At 63.0% G+C, this 17,195-nt stretch carries 14 protein-coding genes; 8 read left to right on the forward strand and 6 right to left on the reverse strand.

What is annotated here, in order from left to right; all coding sequences use genetic code 11:
- Positions 1-76: 76 nt before the first annotated feature.
- Both DCO57_RS22650 and DCO57_RS22655 read right to left on the reverse strand, forming a co-directional pair.
- Entirely contained in the window at positions 77-538 is a 462-nt protein-coding gene (locus tag DCO57_RS22650; protein WP_116701177.1) for a YaiI/YqxD family protein, read from the reverse strand.
- Positions 535-1,758 (reverse strand): TIGR03862 family flavoprotein, encoded by a 1,224-nt coding sequence (locus tag DCO57_RS22655; protein ID WP_116701178.1) that lies wholly within the window; start codon positions 1,756-1,758, stop codon positions 535-537. The genes DCO57_RS22650 and DCO57_RS22655 overlap by 4 nt, the downstream gene beginning before the upstream one ends.
- 265 nt (positions 1,759-2,023) lie before the next feature.
- On the opposite strand from DCO57_RS22655, the gene DCO57_RS22660 reads away from it, so the two are divergent.
- Positions 2,024-3,217, forward strand: a complete 1,194-nt coding sequence (locus DCO57_RS22660; protein WP_116701179.1) for an HD domain-containing phosphohydrolase — start codon at positions 2,024-2,026, stop codon at positions 3,215-3,217.
- A gap of 24 nt (positions 3,218-3,241) precedes the next feature.
- On the opposite strand, the gene DCO57_RS22665 is transcribed toward DCO57_RS22660, so the two are convergent.
- Both DCO57_RS22665 and DCO57_RS22670 read right to left on the reverse strand, forming a co-directional pair.
- Positions 3,242-4,030: a glycosyltransferase family 2 protein gene (locus DCO57_RS22665; protein WP_116701202.1), complete on the reverse strand. Its 789-nt coding sequence runs from the start codon at positions 4,028-4,030 to the stop codon at positions 3,242-3,244.
- A 235-nt stretch (positions 4,031-4,265) separates the two neighbouring features.
- Positions 4,266-5,900, reverse strand: coding sequence for an alpha-glucosidase (locus DCO57_RS22670; protein WP_208978101.1), 1,635 nt, complete (start codon positions 5,898-5,900; stop codon positions 4,266-4,268).
- A 790-nt stretch (positions 5,901-6,690) separates the two neighbouring features.
- Between DCO57_RS22670 and DCO57_RS22680 the strand changes: the two genes are divergently transcribed.
- Together DCO57_RS22680 and DCO57_RS22685 are read left to right on the forward strand one after the other, a co-directional pair.
- Positions 6,691-7,857, forward strand: coding sequence for an acetyl-CoA acetyltransferase (locus DCO57_RS22680; protein ID WP_116701182.1), 1,167 nt, complete (start codon positions 6,691-6,693; stop codon positions 7,855-7,857).
- A 254-nt stretch (positions 7,858-8,111) separates the two neighbouring features.
- Positions 8,112-9,809, forward strand: a complete 1,698-nt coding sequence (locus DCO57_RS22685) for a methyl-accepting chemotaxis protein (protein ID WP_165814823.1) — start codon at positions 8,112-8,114, stop codon at positions 9,807-9,809.
- 62 nt (positions 9,810-9,871) lie between these two features.
- Here DCO57_RS22685 and DCO57_RS22690 read toward each other — a convergent pair whose 3' ends face one another.
- Together DCO57_RS22690 and DCO57_RS22695 are read right to left on the reverse strand one after the other, a co-directional pair.
- Positions 9,872-10,975 (reverse strand): hypothetical protein, encoded by a 1,104-nt coding sequence (locus DCO57_RS22690; protein WP_133192744.1) that lies wholly within the window; start codon positions 10,973-10,975, stop codon positions 9,872-9,874.
- Between the two features lie 138 nt (positions 10,976-11,113).
- A complete protein-coding gene (locus DCO57_RS22695) occupies positions 11,114-11,614 on the reverse strand; it encodes an invasion associated locus B family protein (protein ID WP_165814824.1) in 501 nt (166 codons plus the stop codon).
- 272 nt (positions 11,615-11,886) lie between these two features.
- Here DCO57_RS22695 and cysG point away from each other — a divergent pair, with 272 nt between their 5' ends.
- The 5 genes from cysG (at position 11,887) to DCO57_RS22720 (ending at position 16,767) form a co-directional block, all read left to right on the forward strand.
- A complete protein-coding gene (gene cysG / locus DCO57_RS22700) occupies positions 11,887-13,350 on the forward strand; it encodes a siroheme synthase CysG (protein ID WP_116701186.1) in 1,464 nt (487 codons plus the stop codon).
- Between the two features lie 20 nt (positions 13,351-13,370).
- Positions 13,371-13,670 carry a DUF2849 domain-containing protein gene (locus DCO57_RS22705; protein ID WP_116701187.1) on the forward strand — a complete coding sequence of 100 codons (300 nt, stop codon included), beginning with the start codon at positions 13,371-13,373 and terminating at the stop codon, positions 13,668-13,670.
- 75 nt (positions 13,671-13,745) lie between these two features.
- Positions 13,746-15,404 carry a nitrite/sulfite reductase gene (locus tag DCO57_RS22710; RefSeq protein WP_116701188.1) on the forward strand — a complete coding sequence of 553 codons (1,659 nt, stop codon included), beginning with the start codon at positions 13,746-13,748 and terminating at the stop codon, positions 15,402-15,404.
- Positions 15,391-16,152 (forward strand): phosphoadenylyl-sulfate reductase, encoded by a 762-nt coding sequence (locus DCO57_RS22715; RefSeq protein ID WP_116701189.1) that lies wholly within the window; start codon positions 15,391-15,393, stop codon positions 16,150-16,152. The genes DCO57_RS22710 and DCO57_RS22715 overlap by 14 nt, the downstream gene beginning before the upstream one ends.
- An 81-nt stretch (positions 16,153-16,233) precedes the next feature.
- Complete coding sequence (locus DCO57_RS22720; protein WP_116701190.1) at positions 16,234-16,767, forward strand: DUF934 domain-containing protein; 534 nt, start codon at positions 16,234-16,236, stop codon at positions 16,765-16,767.
- Positions 16,768-17,195: the final 428 nt, after the last annotated feature.

Raw genomic sequence — 17,195 nt, forward strand, 5'->3', positions numbered from 1 at the left:
CCCGCCTTGCAGGGAGTTTTTTGGGTGTGCGGCACGCAGGGAGCCGGTCTTTCACGTCATCCGGATGGACGCCGGATCAGGTCTCTTCGGCAATCCGCTTGGCGGCCCGCATGATCGTTTCGAGCTGATTGAGAAAACGCGATCTGTCCGCCTTGCCGAAAGCCGGGCCGCTCTCGCGGATTTCGCCGGTTTCGCGCAGATGGGTGTTCAGGTCGCGCATGGCGAGCCGCATGCCGATGGCGTCCTCGCGGAAGGGTTTGCCCGTGTGCGAAATCACCAGGGCACCGGCCTTGACGCAACGCGCGGCAAGCGGAACGTCGGCGGTGATCACCACATCGCCCTTTCCGGCGTGCTCCGCGATCCAGTTGTCGGCCTCGTCCGGTCCTTCCGGAACCACCACCCGCTCGATCAGGTCTCCCTCGGGCAGGCGCATCCAGCTGTTGGACACGAATTTGATCGGTGTCCCGTGCCGCTCTCCGACCCGGACCGCTTCGTCCTTCACCGGGCAGGCATCCGCATCCACATACAGGACCGTCATTGCGTGTGGTCTCCATTGCCGTTTTTCAGGTAAGCCGAAAGGCCCTGTGCGGCCCGATGCCCGGTGGCAAAACAGGCCTGCAGCAGATAGCCGCCGGTCGGCGCTTCCCAGTCGAGCATTTCGCCGGCGGCAAAGACGCCGGGAAGCTTGACGAGCATCAATCCCTCGTCGACTTCGTCGAGACGGATACCGCCGGCTGACGAAATCGCCCGCTCGATCCCGTAGGGCGCTGCGCATGTGACCGGAACCGCCTTTATCCTGGCGGCAAGCGCGTCGGGATCCTGCGGTATCGGTCCGGCTTCCCGCAAGAGCGCCTGTTCCGCCGGATTGAGTTTCACCGTCTTTTTCAGGTAGGTGGACACCGATTGCTTGCCCCTTGGGCGCGCAAGTCTGCGGGCAAGGGCCGCTGCGGTCTTTGCCGGGCGCAGGTCGACATGCAGCAGTGCCGAGCCGTCGGCCTCGATCGTGTCGCGGAGTTCCGCCGAAAGGGCATAGACCGCGCCGCCTTCCAGCCCGCTTTCGGATATCAGCGCTTCGCCGATGACGGATTTTTCACCGTGCCGCAGTCCGATGCGTTTCAGCGGTGTTCCCGCAAAACGGTCCTTCATCACCGCGCTCCAGGCAACCCGGAAGCCGCAATTGGCGGGCCGGAACCGGGATATGCCGATCCCCCGCTCTTCAAGGGCGGAAACCCAGGCGGCATCCGAGCCGAGCCTCGGCCAGCTCGCTCCGCCGAGCGCCAGCAGGGTTGCCCGGGCAGGGAAGCTCTCCGGCGTCCCGTTTTCATGCTGGATGAGGGCGGTGCCGTCATCGGCAAAGCCGGTGAACCTGTGCCGCGTCAGCAGCTTCACGCCGTTCTTTTCCAGCCGGCGCAGCCAGGCCCGCAGAAGCGGTGAGGCCTTCATCGAGGCCGGGAACACCCGGCCGCTGCTGCCGGTAAAGGTTTCCTCGCCCAGGCCGTGGCACCAGTCCGCCAGCGCCTCGGGCGGAAAATCGCCGATCAGCGGCGACAGAAAGGCCTCCGCCTGCCGGTAACGGCCGACAAAGGCCGCAAGACCCTCGCTGTGGGTGAGGTTGAGACCGCCGCGACCGGCCATCAGGAATTTGCGGGCCGGAGAAGGCATGCGGTCAACAATCGTGACGGCAAGGCCTTCGGCGGCCAGACGGTCCGCCGCGAACAACCCGCTCGGGCCGGCACCGATAATCAGGACATCAAGCATGGCGCCTTATAAATCATACATGGCGGGGTGAACAGGGATCTGTCCAGGGGGATTGCAGGTTGGCTGAGGGAGTCGAGTTCAAAAAAATCATTGGTAATTTTCAGTAAGTCAAAGCGCTTTTGGTTCCAATACTTAATGCGAAAAACTTAGGATATTAGTATTTTTGAAAGGATTTAATAGTGGATATGTGAGAGTATATTTGGAAAGGCTGAAGTCGGGTGATGTGCGCCACCTGTTTTGCTTCGCCAGAAGGAGGAGGCCGGGTATGGAAAAGACCACGGACCTGATCGTCGTCGCGGATCCGGATCCGGGTGTTCAGGCAGGGTTCAAACGCCTGTTTGGCGAACACCTGAAGGTCGTGTGTTTCGCGGAAACCGAGGAGGCGTTGCTGTTCCTCAAGCAGAACACCGGCGTTGCTGTCATCTTCTCCTGCTATAATCTGCCCGGCCGCGGCGGGACCGAGTTCCTGAGGGCGTGCGAGACCCTGGTTCCCCAGGCGGCAAGGGTGATGCTCACACGCGAGACCTCGGCCGAGGCGATCAAGAAGGCGCTGAACGAAGGCCATGTCTTCCTGTTCCTGCAAAAACCCTGCAAGCAGGCGGAGCTCATAACCGCCGTGGAAACGGCGCTTGGCCATCACCAGCATATGGCCAAGGACCGGGCGCTTCTGGAGCGCACGCTTGCCGGATCGATCAAACTGCTGATCGACATGATGGCCCTGTTCCATCCGGAGGCTTTCCGGCGCACTGCCACCGTGCGCAAACAGGCGCTGAAACTGGCCAGGGGCCTGGGCATGAAGAAGACCTGGGAACTGGAAATGGCGGTAATGCTGTCACCACTCGGCGAGGCGCTGCTGCCGAAACAGATTCTGACCCGCTACCGCGCCGCCCGCAGCCTCACGGAACAGGAACGGGACATTCTGGACAAGGCACCCGTCCAGACCCGGGAACTCCTGGCGAATATCCCGCAGCTGGAGAAAGTCTCCGACTATCTGTTTCTGTCCGCCCGCGGCTATGACGGCTCCGGTTTCCCCAAGGACGGACCGAAGGGCAAGGACATCCCGCTTGTCGCCCGCATCCTCAAGCTGCTGACCGATCTGTGGTATGCGAGTCCGGAAAGCGGTCCAGATGCCGCCGCCTTCGACGCCATGGCGATCAACAGACGCAAATACGACCCCAAGCTTCTGGAACTGGCGGCCAGGGTGCTCATGGACGATGTGCCGGACGAGAAGAAGAAATTCGTCACCCAGTGCCACATCCGTTCGCTCCGGCCGGGCGACATTCTCATCGACGACGCCCTGACGGAAGGCAACCGGGAACTCGTCCTGTCACGCGGGCATCTGCTGACCCCGACCACCATCCGGCGTCTGGAACATTTTCACCAGACGACCGGTGTGCGCGAACCGATCCGCGTGGAGCGCCACAGGGCGTCCGAGGACGTCTTGGCGGATACGGCGTAACGCCGGCCGCACCACGCGCCGGCCTTACCGTCCGGCGCGTTTTTCCAGAAGCTCGGCCTCGTAGGCCTTGGCCACTCTCAGAAACCGGGCATGGGCATAGTTCACGGAAAGAATGAAGCCCCACCAGCCGTATTTCAGGTATCTGCGTACGAAATAGGCCTTGAGGAAACTCACCGGAAATTCGCTCAGCAGGCGCCAGCGGGGCAGTTTGCGGCCCCGGGCGCGCATGTCCTCCACCTGCATGCCGGAATAGCGGTTGTATTTGGCAACCTGGAAGTCAAGCGAGCGGATCGAGCGGTGCGCCATGATGCCCTTGAGGCTGGCGATCGTCGCGCCTTCCTCCGGACGCACCGTATCGTGCACGCTCGAGGTGGAGAAGCGTCCCTTGCGCCGGTCGTAGAGGCGGATCTGGTGATAGCCGTAGGCCCAGGGGGCAGGGGCGCTTTCGTGGGCGTAGAGATCCCGGATCATGACGCGCCAGCCGTCAGCATCCCTGTAGCTGCCATCGGCGAATTTCGCCTGGATTTCGGCTCTCAGTTCCGGCGTCACCTCTTCATCCGCGTCCAGATTGAGCAGCCAGTCGTTGCGGCACTGGTCCTCACCGAAGCGTTTCTGCGGTCCGTATCCCGGCCAGTCGTTGTGAATGACCCGGGCTCCGAGGCTCTCGGCCACCGCAACCGTGTTGTCCGTGGAGCCGCTGTCGATGACGATGACCTCGTCGGCCCATCCCGTCACGCTTTCAATCGCCCGGGAAATCCGGTCGGCTTCGTCCCTGGCGATGATGAAAACGGAAAGTGGCAGGCAATCGGTCATCTTGCATCCGGCGCGGTTCTGTCTGAGCCGGAAAACGCCCGGCACGTCTGTTTAGAGCCTCAGGCGTCGATTTGGAACCGTTTGATGGCGCAAAGCGAAACATCGCAGATGCGGCCCGGCGCTGCCGCCGGGCTGCTTTCCACCGCCCGGTGGGCCGGGGTCCATACGGTTGACGCTTCTGGAGCGCGCTCGTGGTGAAACATCCGTGCCGGAGGCGGCTTTTGTAGAGCGGAAATCAGCCCTTCACCCGTGCAAAGACCGCGTCGAGACCGTTCAGGGAAATTTCGGACCCTGCCGCGGTTCCTGCAAAACCCGGAGCATTCAGGTTTTCCAGCTCGAGGCCCGGCAGGCGGAAGGTTTCCGGCCCGGTTCCCAGATTGAAGGCGCACAGCACGGTCTCCTCCTCGCAGGAGCGGGTGAAGACCAGCGTCTCGCCAGGGGCGTCCAGGAAGGTCATGTCGCCCGTCCTGAGGGCCGCCAGGCCCCGTCGCCAGGCGTAAAAGGCACGGTTGCGGTTCAGGATGGACTGCTCGTCCCTGTCCTGTTCGAAGGCCGCCAGCTCCCGATGTTCCGGCGCCACGGGCAGCCAGGGGGCCGCCTCGGAAAACCCGGCGTTGGCGTTGTCCCTGACCCAGGGCATCGGCGTGCGGCAGCCGTCCCGGCCCTTGTAATCCGGCCAGAAGCGGATGCCGTAAGGATCCTGCAGCTGCTCGAAGGGCACTTCCGCCTGCGGAAGCCCGAGTTCCTCGCCCTGGTACAGGCAGGGCGTGCCGCGCAGGGAGGCGCACAGGGCGGTTGCCAGCGGCGCGAATTTGCTCAGGTCGAGACCGTCGCCCCAGCGGCTGGCCACCCGTTTGACGTCGTGGTTGGACAGTGCCCAGCTGGCCCAGCCGGACCCGATGCCCCTGTTCATCTCCTCCACGGTCCTGCGGATATGGGCAGCGGAATGCTGCGGCGTCAGCAGGTCGAAACTGTAGGCCATGTGAATGCGCCTGCCGGCCTCCGTATAGGAGGCGGTCAGCTCGACGGCCTGGCCGTCGGCGCCGATCTCTCCGACCGACGTGGTCCCCGGATAGCAGTCCAGAAGCGCCCGCAACCGCTCCAGAAAGAGCAGGTTTTCCGGCCGGGTCTTGTCGTAGAGATGGCTCTGGTAGCCGTAGGGATTGCTGGCTTCCACCGTGGAGGGCATTTCGCCGGTGCCAAGCGGCGGATTGTCCCGCAACTGCTCGTCGTGGAAATAGAAGTTGACTGTGTCGAGCCGGAAGCCGTCGACTCCGCGCTCCAGCCAGAACCGGGCGGCGGAAAGCACCGCATCCTGTACCTCCCGGTTATGGAAATTCAGATCCGGCTGGCTCGTCAGGAAATTGTGCATGTAATACTGCCGGCGCCGACTGTCCCACTCCCAGGCCGGGCCGCCGAAGATGGACAGCCAGTTGTTGGGCGGGGTCCCGTCCGCTTTGGCATCGGCCCACACGTACCAGTCGGCCTTCGGGTTGTCCTTCGAGGACCGGCTTTCCCGGAACCAGGGGTGCTGGTCGGATGTATGCGAAATGACAAGGTCGATGATCACCTTCAGGCCGCGCTTGTGGGCGGCCGCGAGCATCCGGTCGAAATCGGCCAGCGTGCCGAACATGGGATCGACATCTTCGTAATCGGAAACATCGTAGCCGAAGTCGTCCATGGGGGAGGTGAAAAACGGTGACAGCCAGATCGCGTCCACGCCGAGCGAGGCGATATAGTCCATGCGTTCGCTGACACCGTTGAGGTCGCCGGTCCCGTCGCCGTTGCTGTCCTTGAAGGACCGCGGATAGATCTGGTAGATCACCGCACCGCGCCACCAGTCCGGGTCCCGGATCGTGTTTCCTGGCATATCAGCCGCGTGGCCCTTTTCGGCTTCTTCGAACATCACCCGTCTCCATGCCGCTTTCCGGCCGTTTTCCTGCGTTCCGCCGCAAGGACGTCTGCATCAGACATTCCTTCGCGGAAACTGTAATTCAAAGCGCTTTGAATGGCTATATGCAGGCGTTCCTCAGGTCAAGCGCCTGCGGAAAGAATCCCCGGGGCAAATCCGCATTGGCGCAGCCCGGCCGGTCTTCCCGAATGCCGGTGACGGACCGCGCACCCTGAGACCGGAAGGCCGATGGGTCGCGCAAACCTGCGGTTTCAAGGGGCGGCGGCAGGGGCTTGACCGCATGCGGGAAGCCGAAAAAAAACCGGCCCTGCAGGGCAGGACCGGCGGAAAAAATGAAAATCTCTGAAAACGAATTTGTTCGGAACGGCTCCCTTCTAGGTCCTTTGCATGACAGGGACATGAACCGCATCCGCAGGTGGTTCACTGAAGACCCTTTTGGGCCTTGCAGCTGTCGCACAGCTGCGGCGTCACGAAGAGGTGCTATGAATTAAATAATTGATATAATTAATAAAAATAAAAAGTTATGACGTTTAGGTCACTTTGGTCTTGCAATGCGCAATGGAAGCTGGAAATGTCCTTGTCACGCACAGATCTCGGGTGAGATGGACACCTTGGGCCGATTGGTAGTGAATCTCCGGGCAGGCGAGACCGGCTGTTTGCCGTCGCCGGGTTCCGGAAGGGGCGGGAAAGAGCTTGTTCCCTGGTTCGATGCTTCTATCTTGCGGAATGAAAACTTGGAGGAAATGTCATGACGGCAGCCATGGTGGGTTGGGCGCATCTGCCCTTCGGCAAGCACGCGGAAGAAACCGTTGAAAGCATGATCGTCAAGGTGGCGAGTGATGCCATCCGCGATGCCGGCATTGCGCCGGAAGACGTGGATGAAATCCTGCTCGGCCATTTCAACGCGGGCTTCTCGCTGCAGGACTTCACGGCCTCTCTTGTCCTTCAGGCGGATCCGGCCTTGCGCTTCAAGCGGGCCACGCGCGTCGAAAATGCCTGCGCCACCGGTTCGTCCGCGGTTCACCAGGGCGTCCGCGCGATTTCATCGGGAGACGCGCGCTTCGTGCTCGTGGTCGGTGTCGAGCAGATGACCACCACGCCGGGGCCGGAGATCGGCAAGAACCTCCTGAAAGCGTCCTATCTCAAGGAAGAAGGCGATATTCCCGCCGGTTTCGCCGGGGTCTTCGGCAAGATCGCCGATGCCTATTTCCAGAAATACGGCGATCAGTCCGACGCCCTGGCACGCATTGCCGCCAAGAACCACAAGAACGGCGTCAGCAACCCTTACGCACAGATGCGCAAGGATCTGGGCTTCGAATTCTGCCGTGCGGAAAGCGAGAAGAATCCCTTCGTGGCCGGTCCGCTGAAACGCACGGATTGTTCGCTTGTGTCCGACGGCGCGGCGGCGCTGGTGCTGACCGATCCGTCAACAGCGCTCGGCATGAAAAAGGCCGTGGCTTTCCGGGGCATGGCGCATGTGCAGGATTTTCTGCCCATGTCCAAGCGTGACATCCTGAAGTTCGAGGGCTGCTCGAAAGCCTGGGGCGAAGCCCTGGGCGATGCCAATCTGGCTCTGGAGGACCTGTCCTTCGTCGAAACCCATGACTGTTTCACCATTGCCGAGCTGATCGAATACGAGGCCATGGGCCTGACCGGGGAAGGCGAGGGCGCCCGTGCGGTGCTGGAAGGATGGACCGAAATGGACGGCAAACTGCCGGTGAATCCGTCTGGCGGCCTCAAGGCCAAGGGCCACCCGATCGGCGCGACCGGCGTTTCCATGCATGTCCTCACGGCGATGCAGCTCACCGGCACCGCAGGAGACATTCAGGTAAAGAACCCGGAAATCGGCGGCATCTTCAATATGGGCGGCGCGGCGGTCGCCAACTATGTCTCGGTTCTGCAGGCGATGAAATAGTCTTCGAAGTCACGTGAGTTCAGCGATTTGGAAAGGCCGGTCAATCCGGCCTTTTTTTACGTCTTGATGAATACATGAAATTACATAGTCATTTTTTGCAATGCCAGAAAAGAAACGCCAATTAATCACTGAATTAATCTTTTAATTACTCAGGCGCGTATATTTTACTTTCCGTAATCAAGAGGCGGTTCGGTGCCGCGGGCTCCTTTGGAAGAGCGGGAAATATGACACTCCTTAAAAGTTTGAAAGCAAGAATGGTCGCCATTATTGCGGTCGTGTTCGTCATGGTAACGGCATTGAGCCTGGGAACCGTTCTGAACCTGTCCACACTGGAAGAGAACGCGAACCGTCTGCGCGGCGGGGCGGAAACATTCGCCACGGACGGGATCAACCTGGCGGTCACTCTGCAGAACATGCAGTTCGACGTTGTTCAGGTTCAGCAGTGGCTGACGGATATTTCCGCAACGCGCGGGCTGGACGGGCTGAACGACGGTTTCGATGTCGCTGCCGAATTCGCCGAACGGTTTGCGGTGGACAGTGCGGAAGCCTCCGCTCTTGCGGAAAAGCTCGGCTATTCGGACCTCTCCGCGAAGATCGCGGAGGTGCAGTCGCGCTTCCCGGCCTATTATACGGCCGGCAGGACCATGGCGGATGCCTATGTGGCAGGTGGCCCCGAGCAGGGCAACAAGCTCATGGCGAGTTTCGACGGGGCGGCCGAAAACCTCACCGAAGCGGTTGAAGGCGCACTCGACCTCCATAAGGAGCATCTCGGAGAGGAACGCACGATTCTGGCCCGGGAAGTCGACAGCTACAAGGCGGCTGCCGCGAACGCCGACTACATGACCTTTGCGAACCTGATCCTGGTTCTGGTCGCCCTTGGCGTTGCGGGACTCTTCGTCATGCGGGCGGTAATTCTGCCGCTTGGGTCCTTCGCGTCCGCTGTCGACAGGCTTGCCGAAGGGGACTACGGCATCGACCTGGCCGAAAGCTGCCGCTCCGATGAAATCGGCAAGCTGGCGTCCGCCATCATGGTTCTTCGCGACGGCGCGGCTCAGCGCGAGGAACTGGTGGCTGCACAACAGGCCGAACAGGAGAGCCGGAACCAGCGTTTGCGCGAACGCGAGCAGCTGGTGTCCACCTTCCGCAGTGGCGTTTCCGAATTGATCGTCGATGTGACCGGCACCATGTCCAGGCTTGAGGATACTGCCGGCGTTCTCAGCTCTGCCGCCGATGACACCACGTCCCATGCGGAAAGCGCATCCTATGCGTCCAGATCGGCCCAGAGCAATGTGGAGACCGTCGCGTCCGCTGCGGAAGAATTGTCTGCGTCGATCGGCGAAATCAACCAGCGGGTGGCCTCGACCACGGCCGTTGTCGCGGAAGCTGCGCAAACGACCCAGTCGACCAACGACAAGGTCGCCACCCTTTCGACGGCAGCTCAGGAAATCGGTGAAGTGGTCCAGTTGATCTCCACGATTGCGGAGCAGACCAACCTGCTGGCACTGAACGCAACGATCGAAGCGGCGCGTGCCGGCGAGGCCGGCAAGGGCTTCGCGGTTGTTGCCTCGGAAGTCAAGGAACTGGCGACCCAGACGGCCAATGCGACGGAGAGCATCACCCAGCAGATCGCGGCCATTCAGGAAGCCACCAGCGATGCGGCCCGGTCCATCCAGCAGATCACCGAAATCATGGAGAATGTGACGACCGAAACCACGGCCATTGCATCCGCCGTGACGGAGCAGAGCGCGGCGACCGGCGAAATCGCCCGCGGGGTGAACGAAGCCTCGACCAGCACCCAAAACGCCAACGAGAGCGTTTCGGGTCTGGAGCAAAACTCGGTCCGCTCCAGGAATGCTGCCGGTGAAGTGACCCAGGCGGTGAATGTGGTTGCCGAACGCACCCAGATGCTGACCCATCGTATCGAGGATTTCATCAAGGCATTCGCGGCCTGATCCTCCTGCCCGGTTCAACGGGTCACGACAGTCGAAAAGCCGGCGGCTCTCCGCCGGTTTTTTTATTCCGCCGCTTCGGCTGCCGACGCATAAAAATCCGGATCGGTCAGTTCCGGGGGGGAGATCGGGGCGCCGCCGCCTTCGCCGACATAGGTGTCGGCCACTCCGTAGATGAACACGCCCCCGGCCTTGCGCTTGATGATGGCGACCCGCTCGATCAGCTCATGGTCGCCGGTCTCGCAATCGGCGTAGCTGGTATAGATCTCCTTGCCGCCCTCGGTGATCTTTTCCGAGCCGGAGGAAAAGCTGCCGTCTGTGCACGATTGCTGGCTGTCGGCGACGACGAGAGACATCAGTTCCTGTTCGCTGCTGTAGCTGCCCGGTGCGAAGATATGCGCCACGACCGTGCGGGCTTCATCGGCGGCGACTGCGTGCAGACCGTTGAGATCCTCCTCGCGCTGACCGTCCGGGAGGAGTTTAAGGCCGGACAGACCCGCGCCACCCATCAGGTTGAACAGGGCCTGTGTCGCCTCCACGGCCAGTTGCGCATCGGCGGCCGGGCTTGCGGGAGAGGCCGCCTGCGCGGGCGGGGCGCTGCCCAACCCGCCGGATGTCGCCGCACCGGCATTCATGGCCGGGGCCGCGCCGAACCGCGCCGAATTGCGCTCGACGCATTTGGCCATGCGCGCCATCAGCCGCGATGTGCCGGTCAGGCGGAATTCGTAGTTGTAGGAGCCGTCATGCACATAAAGGGTCCTGCCCCGGCGGAAACGGGTGATGATATAGCCGTCCTGCGGCATCTGCATGCGGGCGAGATTGGTGGAGGTAGCCTTGGCGACGCCCTGCTGCCAGGCGCCCCTGTCGATCCTGTACTGAAGGGGAATATCCGCCCCCACCTTCATGTTCCAGTGCGGGGCGGAGAAGCCGATCGCCCAGTTGTAGCCGGTATCCACCTGTACATAGAGACTGATGCCGCTGCGATAGTTGGCGGAAGCGACGCAGGTGTTGAACAGGCCGCTGTTGTCGTCCGTATAGGCATGCCCGTTCCAGCCGCCCTGACGGAAAGTCTCCATCGAGGCCGCATGGGCCGTTCCGGAACCGGTATCCGCAAGGCCCGATACCATCAGCAGACCGGCCACAGCCAGCAATCGAAATAGGCGCATCATATCCCCCCGGACACCCTGTTGCGGCACCTGACCGTCGCTGCCGCCCAATTCGAAAGCTATGCGAATTACGCAGCGGCAGCAAGAAAGCCGGAGGTTGTAAATGGACCGCTTCGGATCCTCACGCGGATGCGGGCAGGACTACTGGATCGCATCCACCGCCCGGCTGAAGCCTGCGAGCGGCACTTCAAGGGTCTGCCTGCGATCGGCTGCCGGCGCAAAGTCGATCTGAAGCTTTCCGCCCGCTTTCATGGCGGCAATCATCTCCGGCGTTGCGTCGGCGGAGAGGAAGCAGCCGCGCTTGTCACAGGTGCCGATATCCAGTTCGCTCATCGCATTTCCGTCGACGGCGAGCCTGATCTTGCCGGGCAGATAGAAGCCGAGCGGAGCCTGCATCTGGAACACCGGGGTTCCCTTCTGGGCGGGGAAGATGAGGTCGATCTTGAAGACCAGCTGCCCGCTTTCCTTCTGGAGGATGCTCTGGCTCGCTTCACATATGAGCGTCTCCGCGGATCTTGAAGGTCCGGCGCAACGGGTCTGCCAGAAACTCTCCTGATTGGTCTGCTGCGCGGAAACCGTCTGTGCCGTTCCCGACAGTCCCAGGGCCACGGCGAGAAAAATACCGGTTTTGAAGAATTGCATTCGACTTCGCTCTGTTCGTGCTGCGCGCTCGGGGAAACCGCAATCGGTCATGAAAAACTCCCACCTGTCTCATTGCCAGGTCCGAACGCCTGCTCGCGTTTTATGCGCAGCAAGTGGCAGGATGCAAGAAGAACGGGAATTGGAGTTGGTCAAACCGTTCATTGGCAAAAAACTTTTCCGCGAATGCGCGCAGCTTTGAAATCCGGTGCCCGGCGCCGGGGAGGGCACCCGACTACATTAAGGCCATCACCCTGGGATTGGAGACCCTTACGATGGCGGCCAGCCGTGAAGAGAAAGCGAAAGCACTGAAAAAGCCGGATGCCCGGCTGGACGTGTTTCCGGCATTCATGAAGGTTGCCGGCCGCAAAGTGCTGGTTGCCGGTCATGGCGGCGAGGCAGCCGCCAAGGTGCGCCTGCTGGGTGAAACCAACGCACGGATCACCGTGGTCTCCCGCACGATCGAGCCGGAGCTGCGCGAAGCCATCGATCTCTTCGAGGCCGAACACATCGCCGAGGATTTCCGTCCGGCGCATCTTGCCGGTGCCGCTCTGGTCTTTTCCGCCCGGGAGGACCGGGCCCTCGACACCGCCGTTGTCGATGCCGCCCGGAGCATGGGCGTGCCGGTCAACGCGGTCGACAAGCCGGATCTGTGCGATTTCTACACCGGCGCGCTGGTCAACCGCGCGCCCATCGCCGTCGCCATCACGTCCACCGGCGTCGGCCCGGTGCTCTCCCGCCACATCCGTGCCCGCATCGAGGCCATGCTGCCGCGCGCCACCGGCGATCTGGCCCGGCTGGCCGAAAGCTTCCGCGACGCGGCCACGAAGGTGATCCGTGACGGGGCCCTGCGCCGGAATTTCTGGGCGCGGTTCTTTTCCGGCGCCGTGGCCGCCAATCTTTATGCGGGCAGGACTGGCACCGCGCGCTCCGAAGCGCAGCGGCTGCTCAACGGCATGGCCGACGAGCCGGGCTTCGTCTGGCTGGTCGGGGCCGGTCCGGGAGCCGAAGACCTTCTGACCCTGCGCGCCCAGCGTCTGCTGCAGGAGGCGGATGTGATCGTTCACGATGCGCTGGTGCCCGCCGATGTGGTTGCCATGGGCCGCCGGGACGCGGCGCGCATTTCCGTTGGCAAGCGCAAGGGCGCCCACTCGGTGCCGCAATCGGACATCTGCGATCTGCTCGTCCGTCTGGCCCGGGAGGGCCGCAAGGTTGTCCGCCTGAAATCCGGAGATCCGATGATCTTCGGCCGGGCGGCGGAAGAAATGGAGGCGCTCCGCGCCGGTGGGATCGGCTTCGAGATCGTGCCCGGCGTGACGGCAGCCTTCGCCGCGGCCGCATCGGCCAGGATCCCGCTCACCCTGCGCGGTGTTGCCTCCAGTCTCGTGTTCGCGACCGGTCACAACGCCCGGTCCGAAACCCTCCCCGACTGGGCGGATCTGTCGCTGAAAGGCGCGACCGTCGCCGTCTACATGGGCCGCACCGTCGCCGCGGCCGTTGCCGGCCGGTTGATGTCCGCCGGCCTGAAGCCCGAAACGCCGGTGGCCGTCATTGAAAATGCCGCCCATCCGGACGAACGCCTGTTCGCCGGAACCCTGTCGGACCTCGCCGTCCTTTCGGACCGTGGCGAAGTCGACGGGCCGGTTCTGATCGTGATCGGCGAGGCCGTCGGCCATGCCGCCCTGGACAAGGCCGAACCCCTGGTGCCGCAGCGCGCGGTCCGGGTCGCGGCCGCCTGAAAGTGAAGAGAGTGATTGCCATGAAAGTCATAACCGCCAACCGGCTCCTGAGTGGCGAGGTCGTCTGGCTCGGCGACGGCGGCCGCTGGGTCGAACGGGTCACGCTTGCCAGGATTTTCGAGGGCAAGGAGGCCGTGGCCGAAGGGCTGGCCCAGGGCATGGCCTCGAAGGACCGGCAGGAAGTCGTCGATGTCTACGAATTGGACGTGACGGTGGAGGGGGGCGTCATCGTCCCGGTGCGCCTGCGTGAAAAGATCCGCGCGGCGGGTCCGACCATCCATCCGGATCTGGGCAAACAGGCCCAGGCGGTAACCGCTTAACCGAAAGACAGGAGCAGGGCAGCGCCCGGTCCGCATAAGACACGAACGGCAGCGCCCCTTCAGGAGAGTTCACACATGTACCGTTACGACGAATTCGACGCCAGTTTTGTCAGCCAGCGCACGGAGCAGTTCAAGGACCAGGTCCGCCGCCGTCTGGCCGGGGAGCTTGCCGAGGACGAGTTCAAGCCCCTGCGCCTGATGAACGGCCTCTATCTGCAGCTGCATGCCTATATGCTGCGGGTCGCCATTCCCTATGGCACCCTGAACGCCCGGCAGATGCGCAAGCTGGCCTATATCGCCCGCACCTACGACAAGGGTTACGGCCATTTCACCACCCGCCAGAACATCCAGTACCACTGGCCGCGGCTGGAGGACACGCCGAAGATCCTGGAAGAGCTGGCGGAAGTGGAAATGCACGCCATCCAGACGTCCGGAAACTGCATCCGCAATGTCACCGCCGACCATTTCGCGGGCGCTGCCGCCGACGAGATCGCCGATCCGCGCCCCTATGCGGAAATCCTGCGCCAGTGGTCGTCGCTGCACCCGGAGTTCTCCTTCCTGCCGCGCAAGTTCAAGATCGCCATTACCGGCGCGCCCCACGACCGCGCGGCCGTCCAGACCCACGACATCGGCCTGCAGCTGACCCGCAATGATGCCGGAGAGACCGGCTTTGTCGTCTTTGTCGGCGGCGGTCTGGGCCGCACGCCGATGCTGGCCCGCAAGGTGCGCGACTTCCTGCCGGAAGAGGACCTTCTGGCCTATTCGGAAGCGATCCTGCGCGTCTACAACCGCTACGGACGCCGGGACAACAAGTTCAAGGCGCGCATCAAGATCCTGGTGCATGAGACCGGCCTGGAAGAACTCAAGGCGGATATCGAGCAGGAATTCGAAAAGATCCGCTTCGGCGTGCTGCGCCTGCCGGAAGAGGAAGTCCACCGCATCGAGGCCTATTTCGCGCCCCCGCCGCTGGAAGTCGGCGCCGCCACCTCTGCCGCCGTCGACCGGCGCCGGGAGAGCGACGCGGCCTTTGCCCAGTTCGTGGCGCATAATCTCAATGCGCACCGGGTGCCGGGCTATACTTCGGTCACCCTGTCCCTGAAGCCCATCGGCGGCGTGCCGGGCGATGCTTCCGCGGAGCAGATGGAGGCCATCGCCGATCTGGCCGAAAAATACGGGCATGACGAAATCCGCATCTCCCACGAGCAGAACGTCATCCTGCCGCATGTGAAGCTGGACGATCTGCCCGCGCTCTTCGACGCCCTCGTGGCGGCGGATATCGCGGAAGGCAACGCCGGTCTCGTCACCGACATCATTGCCTGCCCGGGCATGGACTATTGCGCCCTGGCGACCGCCCGCTCCATTCCGGTGGCGCAGCGCATTTCCGAACGCTTCGGCGCGGCGGAGCGCCAGGCGGAAATCGGCGAGATGAAGATCAAGATCTCCGGCTGCATCAACGCCTGCGGTCATCACCATGTGGGCCACATCGGCATCCTCGGCCTGGAGAAGAAGGGCGAGGAATTCTACCAGCTCACCCTCGGCGGTTCGGCGAACGAGAACGCCTCCATCGGCGAAATCGTCGGCCGCGGCTTTTCCTCCGATGAGGTGGTCGATGCCGTCGAGACGCTGATCGATACCTATCTCGGCCTGCGGTCGGGCAAGGAGGAAACCTTCCTGGAAGCCTATCGCCGGGTGGGGGAGGATCCCTTCAAGGAGGCTCTTTATGGCGCTGCATGAGACATTCGGCCTGAGTCACGATCCGGAGCTCGGGCTCCGGGCGGAAGTCGCGACCCTCAACGCCCAGTTCGAGGGGGCGACCGCCCATGAAATCCTTCTGACCGCCATCCGGCACCAGTTTGCCGGCGGCATCGCCATGGTCTCCAGCTTCGGCGCGGATTCCGCGGTGCTGCTGCATATGGTCGCCCGGATCGATCCCTCCACCCCGGTCGTCTTTGTCGACACGGTGAAACTGTTTCCGGCCACGATCCTTTACCGCGACCAGCTCATCGAAACGCTCGGCCTGACCAGCGTGCGCACCCACAAGCCGGAGGAGGAGGAGCTGGCCGCCAGGGATCCGGCCGGCATGCTGTGGATGAGCGACACCGACGCCTGCTGCCACATCCGCAAGGTGGTGCCGCTGGCCAGGGCGCTGAAGGGCTTCGAGGCCTGGATTTCCGGGCGCAAGCGGTTCCAGAGTTCGACGCGGTCCCAACTCGACTATTTCGAGGTCGACGACGGCCGGGTGAAGGTCAACCCGCTCGCCGACTGGACGGCCGCCGATATTCTCGACTACGCCAGGACCCACGATCTGCCGCCGCATCCGCTGGTCGCCCAGGGCTATCCCTCCATCGGCTGCCTGCCCTGCACCAGCAAGGTCGCGCCGGGAGAGGACCCGCGCGCCGGGCGCTGGCGCGGTCAGGACAAGACCGAATGCGGCATTCACTGGCCCTCGCACGGCAAGGAAGTCGACGGCAGCGGCATCTGAGACGCGCCACCACGATCAAACGGGCCCGGGCCGGTTGACGGACCGCCCGAACGGACAAGAGCGGAATTGAGGACGCAAGCAATGGCAACGATTTACAAGAACGGCGACTTCGTCGAGGAGAGCTGGGTCCGGGCCGACGCCGAGACAGGCGCTGCCGTGGAGGGCGATGCCCTGGTGCCGCTCTCCCTGTTTCTGGACGCGCCGGAGGCCTGGCTGGCGCGCAGCGGGCGCACGGCCGCCCTGGTCGAGGCCGGGGACGACGTGGAGACCCTGCAACCCTTCCTGGACCGTCTGGCGCTGGTCGCCGTGGACTTCCCGAGCTTTTCCGACGGCCGCGCCTTTTCCGCTGCCCGCATCCTGCGCGAGCAGATCGGCTACAAGGGCGAGATCCGCGCCACCGGCAAATACATCCTCGACCAGGTGCCCCTCGCCATCCGCTGCGGCGTGACCTCCTTCGAGATGTCCAGACCGGAAGTGCTGAAATCCCTGAAGGCGGGCGAGTGGCCGGAAGTCACCAAATACATGCAGCCGGTCGGCACCGTGGAGGAAATCCCCGAAGGCACCCGCCCCTGGGCCCGCCGCTCCCTGCGCGACGTCGCGGTCGCAGCCGAATAGCCCGGCGCTCCCGGTCCCCTCTGCCCCCGCCGTCCCGGACCTGATCCGGGACCTCCCGCTTCGTTTGACGTCGCGGGCAGAAGGAGCACGTCTGCCGCGTAGAAAATGCGTTGGGTCGCTGACACGCCGGGGAGGTGAGCCGTGCTTGGATCGTTCCCTAAAGGGCTGCAATCCGCCGTCTGAACCGCACCGGGTTTTCCGGAGACCCAACTCGTGAGAAGCAGGGTCTTTGACAAGCAAGGCAACGAAGCCTGAATATTGCTCCCGAAACGGGGACACCTGTCCATCAGAGAAAGTTGCAACATGTGTAGACGCCCTGATTGCAAGAGGATTTTTTTGGCTATTTGATCGCGCGGTCGGGTGCTGACATGTGTCCGGCCTTTGATGCGGCTTTTGACCTGCCGCGGGCCCGTATGGTGTTCGAGTGT

It is taken from the genome of Labrenzia sp. 011 (genome assembly GCF_003075075.1).
GTDB lineage: Bacteria > Pseudomonadota > Alphaproteobacteria > Rhizobiales > Stappiaceae > Roseibium.

Coding starts and splice junctions, on each gene's coding strand:
- DCO57_RS22655 (WP_116701178.1), bottom strand. CDS start 1,758: ATGCTTGATGTCCTGATTATCGGTGCCGGCCCGAGCGGGTTGTTCGCG.
- DCO57_RS22695 (WP_165814824.1), bottom strand. CDS start 11,614: ATGCAATTCTTCAAAACCGGTATTTTTCTCGCCGTGGCCCTGGGACTG.
- DCO57_RS22715 (WP_116701189.1), top strand. CDS start 15,391: ATGGCGCTGCATGAGACATTCGGCCTGAGTCACGATCCGGAGCTCGGG.
- DCO57_RS22710 (WP_116701188.1), top strand. CDS start 13,746: ATGTACCGTTACGACGAATTCGACGCCAGTTTTGTCAGCCAGCGCACG.
- cysG (WP_116701186.1), top strand. CDS start 11,887: ATGGCGGCCAGCCGTGAAGAGAAAGCGAAAGCACTGAAAAAGCCGGAT.
- DCO57_RS22685 (WP_165814823.1), top strand. CDS start 8,112: ATGGTCGCCATTATTGCGGTCGTGTTCGTCATGGTAACGGCATTGAGC.
- DCO57_RS22705 (WP_116701187.1), top strand. CDS start 13,371: ATGAAAGTCATAACCGCCAACCGGCTCCTGAGTGGCGAGGTCGTCTGG.
- DCO57_RS22690 (WP_133192744.1), bottom strand. CDS start 10,975: ATGATGCGCCTATTTCGATTGCTGGCTGTGGCCGGTCTGCTGATGGTA.
- DCO57_RS22665 (WP_116701202.1), bottom strand. CDS start 4,030: ATGACCGATTGCCTGCCACTTTCCGTTTTCATCATCGCCAGGGACGAA.
- DCO57_RS22680 (WP_116701182.1), top strand. CDS start 6,691: ATGACGGCAGCCATGGTGGGTTGGGCGCATCTGCCCTTCGGCAAGCAC.
- DCO57_RS22670 (WP_208978101.1), bottom strand. CDS start 5,900: ATGCCAGGAAACACGATCCGGGACCCGGACTGGTGGCGCGGTGCGGTG.
- DCO57_RS22720 (WP_116701190.1), top strand. CDS start 16,234: ATGGCAACGATTTACAAGAACGGCGACTTCGTCGAGGAGAGCTGGGTC.
- DCO57_RS22660 (WP_116701179.1), top strand. CDS start 2,024: ATGGAAAAGACCACGGACCTGATCGTCGTCGCGGATCCGGATCCGGGT.
- DCO57_RS22650 (WP_116701177.1), bottom strand. CDS start 538: ATGACGGTCCTGTATGTGGATGCGGATGCCTGCCCGGTGAAGGACGAA.